Consider the following 17,362-nt stretch of genomic DNA (forward strand, 5'->3'; position numbering starts at 1 on the left):
AAACGTTTTGTTTCCAAATTTCCTGCAAGCTCCCTCGATTGATAATAATCGACTGCACTTTAGGAAGATCTTACATCACACGCATAACTTTTATGAAGTCCCCTAGTTCACCTACAATTGAATATCCATTAAGGCTTGCTACTCTAGTCCTCAGGTTACTGTATTACCACTAATATGGACTGTGGATCGTTTACTTTCATAATTGGGCAGTCTCTGCAATTTTTATATTAAAACCAATCGTTTCAAATTTACTGATTAAATCATCGAAATAAGGGGCAATTTTATCTTTTTCAACATAAATATCTAAATCACTCTTCGCCCTAGAACAACCAACATAAAACAACTTATAGGCTATTAAAACTCCTGCAATTTTATTTACTTCCGTTATACATTTTTTAAAAGCTGTTACATTTGGCTTTTTTAAGTACCCTAAAAATTTCTCAGCAAAGTAAATCTGATATATTTCACCAGTAGCTAATAGTACATCCCTTAATTCCATAATAAGTAACTGGCATTTCTCTTCATATTCTGTGTACATAGGACCTGTAAAAGAAGAAGGTGTTTTTTTGGTACAACTTTTGAAATTTGATAAACATTCATTTATCTTTTTATTAATACTCATCATCTCTTTATATCTAAAGTAATCCTTGGAGTAGAGTTCTAAAAAAAAATACATTTTAACATTAGGATTATTTCCATCCTTAATTTTCAAAACAACTTTATCATGACCCTCACCCTTAACAGCATGTTGAGTTGAAAACCTCGGTTCTTTCATTTCTTGATAACAATTAATAAATTCTTGAAATTTAACAGATTTAATTTTTTCTTTAAATTTTATTTCTTCATCAATTTTTTCAATAATTTGATTAACATATGAGGAAAGAATTAGGCCATTTGATTTTAAATAATTCAAAAGTTCTTCTATATTAATATCATTCTTTAGGAGCTGCACTAATTCATCTAGAGTTTTTTTAATCTTCACTTTATCTAAATGAGTTTTTATGTTCCATAATTCCTTATTAGAAAACTTGAAACTTGTAGTTAATTTTATTAATTTGCTAAATTGTTTTTCTTCGTGTAAATTTGAAACCTTTAAAATAAATACTAATAGAACTATTAAATCATCTGGATTCTCTATAGTAAGATTAGTTAATATATCTTTAACTTTATATTTATGAAATTCACCATATCGTTCTTTATATGCCTTATACAAATCAAAAGCACCTATTGATGCAAATAATTCGCTATTAAGTAATACAAGTTGTAATGTATCATCTCCCACTTCAATATCATTTAAATTTTCAACTATATGTAACCTCGGCTTACCTTTTGAAGGATGCTTATTTTCCTGCCTATAAGAACTATCAAAATAAATATTATTTAAAACTTCAACTATATCTTTTTGAGACCTCCAATTATATTTCAAAGAAAAATCCCTTTCAAAAAAACCATCAATTTTATCTTGAAATTCTCCAATCGTTTCCGGATAAATCTGTTGCATCTCATCCCCCAGTAGAATCATTTGAGTATTTCCCAATAATGAAGCCTCATAAAATAACTTAAGAATCTCAGAGTTGCTATCTTGAAACTCGTCAATAAATATATAAGAATACCTTTGGGTTAGAGACATTTTTAATTTTGGATATTCATCTGAAAGTGCTTTAGTAAAAATTAATAAATCATCATGTGATAATTTCCCATTAAGATATGAAGTAAACTGTGTTTCTCCATATTCAAGATACTTTATGTTTTCTCTTATTATTTGTGTACTCAATGTAATGTCATTCAGACCATATCTATCTATATATCTTGTTCTACTATTAATGTATTTTTCGTCAATACCTAATAAAATAGTATTTATTTTATCTTCATAAAACCTTAAAAAGAAATCTATTACTTCTCTTAATTTAAAAAACGGTTTCATAAATTTCCCCAAAAAAGAATGTATAGTACTAATTTCTACTTTATCACTAGAAATCTTCTCAATTAATTGATTAGCAGCTCTATTTGTATATGTTATACATAAAAGATTTTTGCTAGAAGTTTTTGTTAATTCTTTAACAGTATCAACTATAATGGTTGTTTTACCACTACCAGCAGGTGCATTTACTAATGTAAATTTTTCATCTATATTTAGTCCTTGAGCCAATCTAGCCCCTCCTCAATATATTTAGGGATTGCATTTCTTATTTTTCCGGATTCAATTAATGAGTACATAAAATCTGTTTTATTTTTTAGTTTATCAACTCTATCTCTGAAATTTGTTTCTTTTTTCTTACTACTTTTTAATGCTATTTTTTGTGTTATGATGAATTCTTCCAAATCTTCTCTTGATATTTTTGTAAAAACAGATGTTACATTCCCTAAATTATATAGAATTGCATCTTCCAAAGTACGTGCAAACCCATCCTGATCAGTTTGAAATTTCAAGCATATCTTATCGTTTGGTAAATATAGTCCCTTTTTTATTTTTGACTCATTATATATGTCTTCAATGATTTTATTTTTAACAATATTAATTAATGTTTCATTACTTGTCTCTCTTTTCAAAATTTCAGAAACAATTTCTGTTTCATTAATCTCAACCATAATGTCTATACCTGTTTCATCAAAGTCATCTTCAAAACTATACCGATAATCTATATCTGTATATATTAAAGTTTTTATTTTTAAAAAATCCATTAATTCTATATATTTATATGCGTAAGCACCGCCTACCTGAATATAGGAAATATATTGAGATGATAATTTTTCATACTTATTATCATTAACTATCAAATATTTTAATAATAGTCTTTCTGCGTCACCTTCAAATAATATTAACTTATCTGCAAAAATAACTTCGATCATATTAAACTGAAAAAATTTGTTATAAAAATCCTTATTTTTACTTTTCTTCATAAAATTATCTAAATCATAGACTTTAGTATTAAGATATCCATTTGGTCTTAATATTCTCATTTTCTCTAGACCAATATTTTTAGTCATTTCTGTAGAATGTGTAGTTATTAACATTTGAAAATATTCATATTTCTTTTCTAGAGAAGTATCATTTTCTGTTTTTATATCATAATCTCCACCAATTGTTACCCCTACTTTTTCAAAAACTCTTTCCTCAACTTTTTTTGATTGTTGTAAAGCAGTTATATACCTGATAAACACATGTTCCATTTGTGGATGAAGATGTGCCTCAGGCTCTTCAAAAATAAGTAAGTTCACTTTTCTGGAATCATACTTTTCATTAAATCTCTGTGCCTCTAATAATAAATAAATTAAATTACTATAACCTAAACCTTGCTTTTGTTCTTTTATTCTTAGACCCATTTCCTGTTCAAAATATATATGTGTGAAATCTAGTAATACTTTTTCGATATCTTTTTTCTCTAATTTGAAATCAACTCCAAGATTACCTGCATTTCCTCCATTAGTCTTAGAAAAACTTTCTAAAGTTTCTTTGATATTTCCAATAGTTATAGTATCTATTTCTTTGGATAATTCTTGTTCAATTAATAAGTCATTTATATTTGAAATTAGTTTTTGTAAACTGTCTTTCCATTGCGGATTGTTTTTTACTGTTGTTAGTAACTGTTTACTTAAATGATTTTGTTTTTCTTCGGAAGTATCAGCTAATTTCCTAATAGCATATACACAATGAACATTAAATAATTTATAAAAATCAGTTCGATTGGTAATTTGTACTTCATGTAAGAAACATTCATCACAATAATAAATTTTACTTTGCAAAATTGAATATACTTCTCTAAAATCTATATATCCATCCAAAATTTCAATAATCTCTTTTTCTTTTACTGGTGCATATTCGTATACAAATTTTAAATAATAGTTTCTTTTAGTAATATCAACATCTGCTAAATATTTAGAAAAGAATTCTATATTATCGTTATCTTCTGTATATCTTGTCGTTATATTTATTTCTATTTTGTTTAAATCTTTATGTATATTTTCTAATTTTTCTTTTTTTTGATATTTTGTCAATCCTTCATTTTCAATTATTTCTAATATTTTATTTTCATCTTCTAGCCGAGCTTTACTATGTAAGTCATCAATTTTTATTGAATCCTTTTTTTCTATAAAAACACTTGATAATAACTCAACAATAGAAGTCTTCCCTGAATTGTTTGAACCAGCAATAACGGTAATATTATTATCAAAAGAAATTTCCTCTTCAAAGAATTTTCTATATTTAAAAACCTTTATTTTATCTAAAACTATCATGGGTTATTCCTCCTTATAGAAATCCTATTTAATTAACTAAAGTATACTACTATTTATCTATTTGTGTAAAATTATCCATTGTTTTAAATCAAAAAAAGAAGAACCATTGCCTTTTCAACAATGGTCCTGAATTCACTTAATACAATTCCTAATTCCTCAGACAACATCTTCAAATTCTGTAATTTCCTTAACAAATTATAAACCATTAGCAGACCAATCAAATAGTGCATTTACAACTGGAATTTTATTTTTATTAAGCTTTCCCTTAAATTTATTTCTTAACTGAATCAATAAGTCATTCCATAATGATTCTGGACTACATAAACCTGAATCTGAATTATAAAATTTTTGCTCAGGAGAAATTGGTTTAAATGTATGATATCTAGCCGTAAAAATTCCATGTTCCAACTGTAAAAAACTAATCAAACTTGTTTTTCCACTACCAGGATTTCCAGAAATCCAGATGATTTTTTTATTCTCTTGCTTAACAATTGATATAATCTCTTGAGCATATTTTTCTCTACTTTCAAAAAAAGGCGTTGGATATGGTAGTTCATGATTTCCATGCTCTTTATCACTATTTATTGATAATGCATCAAAAATATCTTCAATAGTTATTTGAGGGGCTTGTCTTCTTGTAGTAGCCCATATCCGATATACTTTCTAAAGATACTTCCACCTCATCAATTGTTTTAGCTTTATTAACATATGGTAAAATTTCATCCAAAAACATACCTAATGGTAATGCATTATATTCATCATTGTTATAAACTCTTTTAGTTTTATTAGATCCTAACTGTCTATTTGTATATAGGACTGGAACAATTGATTTCCCATGTATATTTTCAGCTTCTTTCCAACCTAATGCTAAAGACCTAATTAAACTTACTTTTACATTGCCACTATGCGAAGTGGTTTTTTCTATTAATTTACTGAAAGTAAGATTCGCTTTTCCTTTTGATAACAGATTTCTTTTTTGTCTTCATATCCAACAACAACATCGTCAATGGTATTGTGCACATCTGATTGAAACATCACATACTTGATTTTTTTATCTGGATCTAACATTTTTATCAGTTGTTCAATACCTACATACCATTCATACCAATATGGATCTCCAATCCCTGGTGTTGTCATTTAATCACTCCTTCATAATAAAATGGGCATTATAATAAGTGGTGAACTGCCCATTAATAATTTCTTTTTCTTACAAAACAATTTGTTCGAATTGTAATGTATTACTTCATTAGGTATATTTATTTTCGGTAATAGAATAGTGGTAAATTTCAATATCTGAATTAATGAAACCTCTTCGTTTCGCTCCATGCAGTGTTTGATACATATTCTCTCTCAACAGGGTTGTCCGTATGAATATATATTTTGTTTGCCCGTAACCCTTTTTCACAAATATATTTTACTAAGTCATAACCTGTTGGCAATAGATTACCTTGTAGATCTTCTCCTAAATCATGGTCAAGAGATAGTATATCTACTTCGTGAGTTTCAAGTAAGTGAATGGCTTCTTGAAACGTTCTTGCCACGACAAAACCAATAGGACAATTTCTTAAATCATCCACATATACATTAATCATACTATTACTTCCTTTCTCCACAATATTGTTCCTATGCTTAGTGCAATATAATTTTTTAAAATTAGTTTCCACTACTTGTTACGCATAGCCAATAAAATTAGGTAAATCTATGCCAATATCTGTTTTTTATATTCCCTTATCATTTTGTTTTTTCAAAATATACTCTTCTAAATAAGGTTTAATTCCTTTAAAATACGGGGTACCTACTGCACATGTTTCCCTTAATTCCTCAAATCTTACAACACCAGTTTCCTCTAACATTTTATCTATTACGATACAACAACGCCTAATTTGAAACTCTTGGACTGTTTCTGTAATTTCCTCTAATAGTTTATTTGTCTTTGGTAGTTTATCCATCTGGTCCATTATTGAAAGATAGAATAAATTTAAGCGTTTGCTAAATAGTCCTCTCAATATTCGTACTGGCTTCTCTAAGCTCAATAAATTTGGATATATTTCTATTATTTTTTGATAATATTCTTCATCTCTTGCATCCCAATCAACGTGTGATGTATTTCGTCTATTTTTTATCGTTGCCGGAAAGTTAACACTATACCAATCAAAATCATGTTCATATAAGCATTTGCATGCTCTATTATATTTATACCAGAGCTTTGACCTAGTAACTTTTGGATCATTTTTCTTTTCTTTTAATATCAAGGAGCGGTATCCTTCAATTTTTTGCCCCATATCTTGTAACATATCAGAACGTTTTGAAGGTAAGTTTTCATCTAACCATTTACGATCATTTTTATATAAGTACGTGAAAATCTTTATAAATTCTCTTTGGAATTGTTTCCTGTTAGCGTTTGGAAATTCCTTTCTCCATAACAACAAATTTGAGCGATATTCTTCCGTTCTTTGTTCTGATTTATTTTTGATGGAAATTTTACTTCTAACAGTACTTTCACTTATTCCAAGTGCTGCTGCTATTTCTTCTCTATGCATATTCATGTTTACTAACTCATCAAATTTAGCTTCCCATTCTTCACCATAAGCATTAACACGGTTTTTTCTCCACTTTTCACTTTCAGTTTTTTCCGGTCCTAACCTAGTGTATTCAAAACCGCAAGAACATTTAAATTTCCCAATAATAATGTCCGTTTTTTCTCGTTTAGAAACTTTCACTTCTGTTATTACAAATTTTTTATAATGATTTGCTGCTACATTTAAGCATGGCCATGGACCACTACCAAAAGGACCCTCATCTTCTTTTAACATTAAAAACGATTCTATATCTTGATTAAAAAAATACATTAACAATAAATGGCGAAATGGATGAACACCTTGCCTATTTGGATTTGTAACAACAATTGCCAACCAATTGTTTTCGTTACTAATTTTCATATCTGAATTATATTTTTCTAAAAACCCTTTAGGAAATTTTGAATTAAATGCAACTAATAGATCCTCTTGTCTTACAGCAGAATTTCTCGTAATCCAATTATTTTCTCTTAGTAGGGTTCTATATTTATTGAACACATTCACCAAAGTTATTTTATTATTAGGTAATTCAAGGAGTTTATAAGCCATTTTAGCTAATGTAATTTGAACTTTTTTAAACTCTTTTGGAGTATCATCATTTGAATTTCCTAAATCCATCATACGCTTATCTAATCTTATATAACCAGTACGACTATGCTCTGTATAGTTAACAGGGTACACTCTTAAAAGTAGTTCGTGATGTGGACAATAATCAATTCCTGGTAATTGATGCTCTCTATGGATATATGGCTCTCCAAACATTTCAATATCTTCCTTAGAACACCTAGAACAATAGAAAACCCCATCTTTTTTTACAACCTTAGTAGAGGAGATTCCTAGTCTCCCTTTTAATCCACCACTATTTCCACTGACATCTTCAAAAACCATTTTTTGTTTTTCTTCCGTTATAAAAGGGGCAAAAAAAGGATAAATTGTATTCTCAGTCAATATTTTTTCAACTGAATAATTATTGCCTACTTTTTTTACAAATGTAGATAAATTACTTCCAAAATCTATACTAGGCGTTACTGCTCTATTCCCAAATAATTCTTCAAGTGTCTCAGCAAAACCAACATTTCCTATATAAAAATGATAGCGGCTGATTGCCGAATATAACAATTCATTTGGATACGGGTCCGTAAAAAATGAAAGCAATTTAATCCCTCCGTTATAAATGTATTTTTTCTCTATCTTTAATAAAATTCAATTAAAGGATTGGAAATATAACCATTTTTGTCTAAATAATCATAGGGGTGCTTTTTATTTTTTAAGGCTGCATCTCTAATAACCAATAAACTTAACTTTCTTCCTTTACATTCTTTATTAGGAGTTTCATTATATTTCTTTTGATTCATCTCCATAGCTCGTTGAATAATTTCTAACTTAATCTCATTTTCTTTTACATCACTTGGATTATTATCTACTACATCAATTACAATTTTTCTAATATCTTTAGAATTCAATGCTGTAAAAATACCTAACGCTGTTAATTCTATACATAAATTCTTAATTTTATCTTCACGTTTATACTCTAATGTGTTTAAACGTTCTTTCATTGCAGCTTTAACTCTTCCTTCATAGGTTATATTCTTTTTATGATTAATCATGAGTTCATCAAGATTAATCATTAGGTCTTCAAATTTATACATTGCCTTGAAATCATTATTTCTAATCGCCTTCAGCATAGGCTGAATAATTTTCAAATCTACTTTTGATGTTTTTCTTAAAACATCTACTGTTATTTTTTCCTGTACATTATTATCGTCAAATAAAACTTGTTCTTGTGCAAGGATAAATAGATTTACTGCAACCGCTGTAATTCCTTGACATTCCTCATAAAAAACCGTTTCAAGTTCCTCAGTAAGTTCTGTATGTTCTTTTAAACACTGTATGTTCCAAAGAGTTTCTAAAAACAACTCCCATTCTTCACTATCTTTTTCCATACGATCCCAAAAAATCGAACCATCGCTCGCAGCTCTACGTGCTTGTCTAAAATTCCCCTTAAATAACTGCTGTGCTTTTGAAGTTCCTATTAATACAGTAGGGACACCAACTGTATTTGATAATGTAACAAAGAAATTTAACATCTCTTCTTGCTCATTTTTAGAATTTGCAAGGTGTTGAATTTCATCAATTACTAAAACCCCAATTCCATACAAACTTGCTAAAGATGTCATATATAATAACATAGTTGACGTAATCCTATTGAAATACCCAAATTTCTCTAAATAATGAGTGCCTAATATATCATCAATAGCTTTAAAAAAACTTTTACAAAGTGTCGATAGACTCCCATCATATGGACAATCTATTTTAAGCCACGTAATTTGTGTGCGATTAAACATTTGATTTTTATATGTTTCATGCTTTATTACTTGTGGATACATCAACAACAATCTTTCTATCGCTGTAGTTTTACCAATTCCCGATATTCCGATAATTGACAGACTATCAGCAGTTGAACGAATATAGTTTAAACGGTCTTCTATATATTTATGAGCCTGTTTTTCATCTTCTCGTAACTCATGAAGTAAGCGTATACGTTCTAAAAATGTTTTGTCCAGTGGATTTCGAGCTAAATAACCTCTACGTATTAAAGTTGACAGACGGCGTTCAACTTCAAAATGAATAGGAAGTGGTTGTACAAAACTTTTAATTCGTTTCAACACATGATAACGAATATTTACTTCTCCTGATTTATCTTGCTGACTAATTCTAGGATTAACCATAAAGTGATCTAATACATCATCTTCAGTAAATATGGGCGGCAACGATTCAATAAATGGATTATTTTCATATTCTTTTAACTGTTGAGATTTATAACTTGCCTTCTCAATCTCGTTAATAGGAATCTCAATGTTTTCATTCATTTTTTCCATATTCTTCATCTCGCTTTTGCTTTAATTTTCCCATAAGACGTGAAGATACTTTCTTTTCTGACTTTTCTTCTAATTTCAATTCAATTATTTCAGTATTCTGTTCAGTTAAAATAGGAGATAAATCAAATTTTTCATTTATACGATTAGCTTGCTTTTCAGTAGCTTTATTCTCACGAATTGCTGCTAACTTGTCTTTTTTATTCGTTGGTAGATGCAACGTCTTTTTTTTCTTTTGCTCCGCTACTTTAATAATTTGATCCATCATTGTATCTGTATTAATTGTCAATTGCACTTGCTTAGAACGTTCCTCTTCTTCTAATTCATTTCTGAGCTGGTGCTGGAAAATAACATCTTCTATAAAATCTAATTTGTATTGCTGACTTGGCTCTAATAAAATACACGATTCATAATCAGCTCCGTTGTCATGAGGAATATAAATTTTCTCTAAATAACGCGGATCATATACAATTTCTATACTTTTATTTTTCAGTTTTGCATACCACTGTTCCTCAATAGCTCGCTTTGAACTATATAATAAATTTTTGAACTTAATACCTGCTCTTGAGATTGTTGCTCGACCACGTGGCAAAATATTCATTCGTAGAATATCTCTATCTATCGTACGAAGACGCCCCTTACGATTTTGAATGCCCCAGTTCCATAAATTAATGGGAGTTGGTACAACTCCATCTGTAATCATTTCTTTTTCCATTGGATATTTATCGATTATTTTATGATTATGATGTAATACCATTGTGATGATTAATGCCGTAAATTCTTTTAAATTTAGTGTAGCATCTAATCTATAATCTCTATCTCCACGCTCACGGTATTCTTTTTGAATAGCACCAGGAGCTTTTTGTTTCACTTTGCCATTAATTGTACGAAACTTACGCTCAACAATCCCTTTCAAATCGCCACGATATGCTGTTGTATTTTCAATTTTGATATTTAAATTATTTATAAGCCCTTCTACTGCATAACCTTCGAATTCACCACGATCTGCAATAATTACTTCTGGTAGATGGCAGGTTGACCATTGTTCTTCAGTAATTTCAATATCATATTGCTTACAAAACTCTACTTTATCGGCAACCATATTATCCAAAGCCATCATCGCACCTAGCCATGATGGACCTTCCAAACCTACATAAATTCCTGTAATAATTCGTGAATAGACATCAATAATGGCATATATCACAGGTCTACCAATAATTCGGTTTACATCAAAAGAGCTAACTAAATAAATATCTGCAATTGTCGCATCAATTTGAAAACGGGTTCCAGGTCCGTTCGTTTCTACTTTTGAGTTACTTAAAATTGGACGATGCTTTAATTCATATTCTTTCGCACTTTTACGGAATTCAATATCCTTCTTTGGGTCCTCTAATTTCTTGAACCAGTAATAAAACTGATGGTAAGAGGGAATACGATTTGATTCCCATATACGATATTGAACCTCTCTATTTTCTTTATAACGATCTGAGTAAAAATCTCGAAGAATAAAGTGATAGACATCTTTTAGTGAATAGTTATTTGTCTTTCGGTAGTATTTATTAATTGCATGTTCAAATTGTGTCTTAACCTCATCGGTTATATTGATGCCACTTCGATATTCACCATTTACTGTTACTCTACGTGGACGACCTACTTTATCATCGCTTAGTTTTTTCGTTTTTCCACGACCACCTGAATTTGCATAATCGGGTAACATAGCATTTTTGTTCATCCCACGTTGCCAATAACGACTAAGTAATTTTTTGACCTTTGTTGGGGTAACATTCAATGCTTCAGCTATCTCTTTAATTTGTGTTTCTCTACCGTTCTTCTTCAATAAACTGTTCATATGCTCTAGGCAATATGTTTGAATGATTTCCCAATCTGCATCTCTCTTCTGAATCTGGACCTCACTCAATTCATCTTCAGCGACAGCACGTGCAAACGGATCGGCAATTATAAGGCATTCTTTTTGCTCTATATCCGTTACTAACGATGAATAGAGTTCTTTTTTAGGCATAGATGTATTGGCATCAATATTGACGATATAGACATAAGATTCTTCAATTTCAATAATACGAATACGTGTTGAATCTTTTACAGATTGAAGCACTTGATTAATATAAATCATCCATACTTCACCTTCTTCAATTTGCTTTCATCAATTGACTGGATAACAATAGGTTGTTCCACATTTAATGGCTCTAGCAAATCTACCCGAATAATTTTCTGTGCCAATAAGTAATAAAATAGCGTCATACCACTCCCTAATGGCATATGTGTTTGTTTATCAAATAGATTTGTCACGTCTCGAATGCTTTCACCTTTACTTAATATTCGCTGTAACAATGCCATTGCTAAATCCTCCATATGCTGAGAACTTAAATTTTGGAAAGCATCATATTGTTGAATATCGTAATAGTCATGAATATAACTAATGTTTCTAGCCATGTTTCTAGCCATCTCTTTAGGAATCTCAAGTTCTGTCACAATACCCCAATCAATGTTGCGTCGCTCCCAATACACTCGCTCAACTTCAAACTTCTCAATAACTCGCTCTTTTAAAAGCTCGTCCTTCATTTTTATAGTCCGAGCAAGCTCTACTAACCCTTCTCCTTTATCCACTGTTAATAAAAAATCCGTTGTCATCACAACTGGCTCATTCGTTTTAGGATCTATAGGATGTTTAAGACCTAATTCATCTGCAATGACAATTGTTTCTTCCAACGGCAATAAGGGAAATTGTTCTCGAATATCAATAACAAAATCCGAATATTCAGTTAAATAAAAGTAGTTTCGTTCCAAATCTGATAAAAATTCATGCTGTCGTTTTGTTTTAATTCCTCTAAGACGGGTGGATCTTCCTAATGAGGAAACGTCCTGAATGTTTAGCCATGGCTTATAGTCTGCTCCAATACCCGAACCTCGACCTTCCTTAATCCACTTTTCAACTTTAGATGTTCTCGTTCTTTTTGACATAAAAACACCCCTTTAGACAACTATAATCTAAAGGGGTAAAACAGTGCAACTTTTTTACAAACAGTATAACTTTATTTTAAACGGTACATCTTTTTTATAAACGGTACGACTTTATTTCAAATCTACAATAGATGTAGCTTTGAAATAAAGTTTGATCAAAAACATCTCACAAATCCACATCTTACGTTAAATTAAAAGAACCCGTTTTGAAAAAAGATTGATCAAAACAGATTCTTCCTCTGTGAAGTATTGTTTAACTTTTATAAAAAAGTTTAATCATTTTCTATTTCGGAAGCAATGTATCCACCGACTCGATTAATTTCATCGAATAACTACTTTTTTCTCTTTTTGAATCTTTTCATGCACGTTTGTATTTTGCAAAGAAAACATACATAGTTTTGCAATTGCAATTACACAATGTTGCAATAATCTGCACTTTTATTTTGCCATACACACTCGATAACTTAACAATACTGGACCATTCAAACCACTCTCAGCTAAAACATTAACCACATCACTCAATTTAATGGTTTTTCGGTATAGAGCCGTAATTACCGTAGTTGTTACAGCAAATATTTCTTTTATTGCTGTAGAATCTACTAACTGTTCATTAGCAAATTTGATGGATACTTTTAAAATTTCATATGGATTCATAGATGTTCTTGCTCTTTTAGACATACAAACACCCCTTTAGATAACTAAAATCTAAAGGGGTAAAATGGTATAACTTTATTTACGGTACATCTTTTTTATAAACGGTACGACTTTATTTTAATCTACATATAATAGTGATTGTAGTGTACTTTCCCCTCTATCATTAGTTGAAGCCATGCCAGCGTAAAACGTCGGGCGGAAACGAGGGAAGTATCTAGAAATTGTAGATGTACCTAAACCATTGCAAATTATATATACAAAACACTCTTTGTAATTAAATCCCTTCTATCATCATTGTAAAACAAACCTTGTTAAATCCTTGTTAAGAGGAATACTATTCAAAAACCTACAGTGAAAAGGCTTTGAATAAACGGTAATAACCGTCATTCAAAGCCTTTTTCATATTCTTATTTGGTTTTTCCCAAGGTGGTTTTTTTGCAACAAATACTATCGCTTTCGTTATCCGTAATGTTTTTTAATGATACTATGCACAGCGGACGTTTTCTTCTCAAATCCACTACGATAACATTTATCTAATCATTTCTTTTCACACGATTAACAAAGCTTTCTATATATTACTTATTGCTTTTTTCTGCTGACACAGAATCTGTTACTTTTTCAGCTTTCAAAAGCTTATCCTCTTTTTCAAGCTCCCTTAGGTAATCCTGATTCATCAACAATCTACTGAAGGCCAAATTCATCAACAGAACAAGTACATCCAGTACAATCTAATTTAAGCTCATACCCAAAATCGTGTAGCTTTATAATAAAGATTGAAGTTTGATCAAAATCGCCACCAGGCATCTATTTCTTCCCAAAGTAAATAAGGGAAAAGGAATAAGTGAAACAAATGATTCATTCTTGCAAAACCACTTAAAGTATCCAATAAATTTTTAGAATAATGTTGCCGTTGATAATGGTGACCAAGCTCATGCGCTAGCGCAAACATTGCTTTTGGTTTGTTTAAATCTTCAAATGCAGGATATGTTATTAAATTTGCACCACTATGATATGCAAAATTTTTTCGTATTCCGTAATCCTTTTCGATTATTAGTCCTTCTTCAGTAATTCTTGCTACTATATTGTTCATTTGTCTCCTCCAAGTAAAACTTGTGTGCATTTAATCTATTGATAGCTATACTAGTGTTTAGCATTACCCGCATATTCTTATTCAAAAAAGCCTTCTCTACCGGGGGGGTTAGAGAAGGACTTTTTTGAAAGTAATTCGTGTAGCTCAAATGGTCTATAGGAGCAGCAATTCCTATTTAGTTGGAGTCTCTCGATGTTAGCAATAGCTAATATAGTATAAGAAACAATGAAAGTAATAGGCTTCTAAGAATAAACAAAAGGTAATCGTTATGACACAGAACTGTTCAGGCCTGCTAGTAACAGTATTTCTTAAACTATACCTGTATCTTACCAACGATTATAAAATCTGAGAAAAAGTTTTTAGTTAAATACCTGTCATTTTTTAAAATGATTTAAGTTTACGATTTTTGTAAAATTAATATCTGGAATATCATAACTCTCCAGTTGTTTTTTTAACTGCCTTTCATTAATTCTTTGTGCGGCAGCTACAACTCTTGTGCTCGTTCCAACATAATTAAGTGTATTTGGGATTATTTTTTATTCCATTTATTTCATATTAATTACATCATTTTCAATATAATCAATAAAACGTTCACTTGATAGTAATTGGCAATCACTATAATTGCTTATTACACCTATATCTAAGTTGTTTTTTAATAAATATTCATTATCTGGAACATTATCTTCAAGGACATAATAATAATCTGTCCTAACTCTTCTAAATAACAATTTTAAATCAAATAGTAATGTTAATGTATCAATTAAGTTTTTGTATTCCTGTATCAAATCACGATATGGGAACCTTTGTGAAGGTAATGATTTCTCCTTAAATAAATTATATAATTTGTCGATGTCCTGTTTTGAGTAGATATTATCGTTATTAATAATTAAATTATATAATTGAGATGTTCGGACTATTTTTTGAGGACTATTATTAGAGACAATAACATTATCATTTCCAATAACAATAATAGGCTTTATTTTAATTTCATTAGTTTCTAACATAAGCTTCGGCATATGTGTAGCTAAGAACTTATTTTGATAAGCAATATGGCGATTTGTTTGAGCTGTAACGTCTTTCATTGGTTCTTTTTTTCCGTTCTGTAAGCATTTAAGCCATTGACCATCTGATGCAACATTAATCGAATATTTTCCTGAACTTCCGAAGTTTTTAACTTCTAATGAATAGATACCAGTTTGAGAGAACACTAATGCATCTGATTCAATAGATTGATCATTGACTTGCAATCGAACATTATATAAAACCTTAAATTCATCTGAATGCATGTCTAAAGCTTGTTGAAGCTTATCTTCACCTTTGACACCAAGATTTAGAATAGCATTTTCCTTGTTAAAGGTTTCTATGATATTTCGTGCCTTACTTACCCCATGACGATTGAAATAATTAGATATGTTTTCTATATATGTAACGTCAATATTGTGCTTTGTGAAAAGTTCTAGTTCCACATCTCTTGCTTCTGGGTAAACGTTTGGTCTGTTTAGACAGTGTAGGTCAACAAATCGATCAGTTGAGAATAGTTTAATTACCTCCTCTAACTGAGTTATATTCGTTACTTTTGATAGGAATGGGTATTTTTCTTCAATGATTGTGTTTATGTAGCCTAAAGCTGCAGGTATTCCTTCTAAGTATTGAATTCGTTCTTCTAAACTATGATATAACACGATTTCCTTGAGAGGTTCGGTATGTTCTTGGAAATAAGAAGCAACAATTTGATTCTGTTTCCTTAATGCTTGGTATTGTAGTGTTGTAGAATCCTCAATAAACCGCTTATTTCTGATGGGCCACTCATCTCTTCTTTTATACCGCTTTCCCTGAAACATTTGTAGAATATCGAAGAATTTAAATACCACATATGTATAAAAAACAATGCCAATTATAATGAAGAATGCATATTTATATAAACCATTTAATAATAAGATTCCTGAAAATAATAGCGATGGGACAAATAACAAAACACTAGATACCATAAGCATTCTCTCTGCCCACTTTTGATAATCCCGATATTTTACATAGTTGTTTGACCATTTATTATGTATGTTACCGTAGGTTTTACGCCTATTAATCCACTCATCATATTTACTCATAAATACACTTCCCTCTTAATCAAATTCCATTTTAAGATAATTTAACCATATATAATTATAAATTGAAATGGGGTTTGGCAAGTATTTGATTGATATGGCAAACATGATGATTATAAAAATTTGTTGGTTTGGAATAAAGTTGATTAAAAGTATGCTGCAGACGTTGATTTTATATAAAAGAAATCCAACCAATTTTGAACAAAGTTTGATCAAAATCAATTGGATTAGTCTTAATATTAAATTCCACTTTGTAAAAAAGATCGATTAAATTGTATGTACAGGACTTTCATCGATTATCAATTCATAATAGTCACAGAAAACAGCACTCAAATCTTTATAAATAATTTCTAAATCTTTGTAGTCTTGATTATTTTTTTCACGAAACTCTATTTTTTCTTTAAGGGCTCTCCGTTTCATTCTTATCTTTTCTAGATTAAATAATATCTCATGTCTCTTTAAATATAATTTTAATTCTTCATGTATGTACTGACCCAAGGATGTTTTATATATAATTTTACCATCTATATCTCTGCCAAGGTGTAAGTCGTATTCATCCGTACATGGGTCAATAAATCCTTTATTTCCCACAACCGCTTCTTTGGATGTCTTTCCTATCCATTTATTTGACTTAGCTATATTACAGTAAGGACAACTGTATAATAAATTATCATAAGTAAACTCTAACTCTTAAAATTTCTCTTTAGGGGCGAAGTGTTCAACATGATATACATTGTACCCTCCACTGTAAATATCATGATCTCCACAATAGCCACACTTATTGTAAAAGTCTACTGCTAGTCTTTTTTTGTTAGATGAATTAGTACGCCATACTTCACCAGTATGGCT

12 protein-coding genes and 1 pseudogene are annotated in these 17,362 nt (G+C 30.1%); all 13 read right to left on the bottom strand.

Features of this window, described 5'->3' with window-relative positions; genetic code table 11:
* Positions 1-196 precede the first annotated feature (196 nt).
* The gene (locus tag ACIQ7N_RS02620) at positions 197-2,149 is read right to left on the bottom strand and encodes a UvrD-helicase domain-containing protein (RefSeq protein ID WP_402930093.1); all 1,953 of its coding nucleotides are present in this window, start codon (positions 2,147-2,149) and stop codon (positions 197-199) included.
* Positions 2,134-4,236: an AAA family ATPase gene (locus ACIQ7N_RS02625; protein ID WP_402930095.1), complete on the bottom strand. Its 2,103-nt coding sequence runs from the start codon at positions 4,234-4,236 to the stop codon at positions 2,134-2,136. The genes ACIQ7N_RS02620 and ACIQ7N_RS02625 overlap by 16 nt, the downstream gene beginning before the upstream one ends.
* 195 nt (positions 4,237-4,431) lie before the next feature.
* Positions 4,432-4,662, bottom strand: coding sequence for a hypothetical protein (locus tag ACIQ7N_RS02630; protein ID WP_402930097.1), 231 nt, complete (start codon positions 4,660-4,662; stop codon positions 4,432-4,434).
* Positions 4,663-5,160: 498 nt separating this feature from the next.
* The gene (locus ACIQ7N_RS02635) at positions 5,161-5,373 is read right to left on the bottom strand and encodes a hypothetical protein (protein ID WP_402930099.1); all 213 of its coding nucleotides are present in this window, start codon (positions 5,371-5,373) and stop codon (positions 5,161-5,163) included.
* A gap of 109 nt (positions 5,374-5,482) precedes the next feature.
* Positions 5,483-5,828: pseudogene (locus ACIQ7N_RS02640) on the bottom strand (cyclic-phosphate processing receiver domain-containing protein).
* 126 nt (positions 5,829-5,954) lie between these two features.
* A complete protein-coding gene (locus ACIQ7N_RS02645; protein WP_402930100.1) occupies positions 5,955-7,967 on the bottom strand; it encodes a TnsD family Tn7-like transposition protein in 2,013 nt (670 codons plus the stop codon).
* A 38-nt stretch (positions 7,968-8,005) separates the two neighbouring features.
* A complete protein-coding gene (locus ACIQ7N_RS02650) occupies positions 8,006-9,691 on the bottom strand; it encodes an ATP-binding protein (RefSeq protein ID WP_483869811.1) in 1,686 nt (561 codons plus the stop codon).
* A complete protein-coding gene (locus ACIQ7N_RS02655; protein ID WP_402930104.1) occupies positions 9,675-11,819 on the bottom strand; it encodes a Mu transposase C-terminal domain-containing protein in 2,145 nt (714 codons plus the stop codon). Before ACIQ7N_RS02655 ends, ACIQ7N_RS02650 begins: the two co-directional genes overlap by 17 nt.
* Positions 11,816-12,667 carry a TnsA endonuclease N-terminal domain-containing protein gene (locus ACIQ7N_RS02660; RefSeq protein WP_402930106.1) on the bottom strand — a complete coding sequence of 284 codons (852 nt, stop codon included), beginning with the start codon at positions 12,665-12,667 and terminating at the stop codon, positions 11,816-11,818. The genes ACIQ7N_RS02655 and ACIQ7N_RS02660 overlap by 4 nt, the downstream gene beginning before the upstream one ends.
* Before the next feature lie 438 nt (positions 12,668-13,105).
* Positions 13,106-13,345 (bottom strand): hypothetical protein, encoded by a 240-nt coding sequence (locus tag ACIQ7N_RS02665; protein WP_402930108.1) that lies wholly within the window; start codon positions 13,343-13,345, stop codon positions 13,106-13,108.
* Between the two features lie 760 nt (positions 13,346-14,105).
* Positions 14,106-14,411 (bottom strand): hypothetical protein, encoded by a 306-nt coding sequence (locus ACIQ7N_RS02670; RefSeq protein WP_402930110.1) that lies wholly within the window; start codon positions 14,409-14,411, stop codon positions 14,106-14,108.
* Between the two features lie 545 nt (positions 14,412-14,956).
* Complete coding sequence (locus ACIQ7N_RS02675; protein WP_402930112.1) at positions 14,957-16,516, bottom strand: nuclease-related domain-containing protein; 1,560 nt, start codon at positions 16,514-16,516, stop codon at positions 14,957-14,959.
* 264 nt (positions 16,517-16,780) lie between these two features.
* A complete protein-coding gene (locus ACIQ7N_RS02680; protein ID WP_402930113.1) occupies positions 16,781-17,104 on the bottom strand; it encodes a hypothetical protein in 324 nt (107 codons plus the stop codon).
* Between the last annotated feature and the right edge of the window lie 258 nt (positions 17,105-17,362).

This window comes from Lysinibacillus sp. NPDC095746 (assembly GCF_044763535.1).
GTDB lineage: Bacteria > Bacillota > Bacilli > Bacillales_A > Planococcaceae > Lysinibacillus.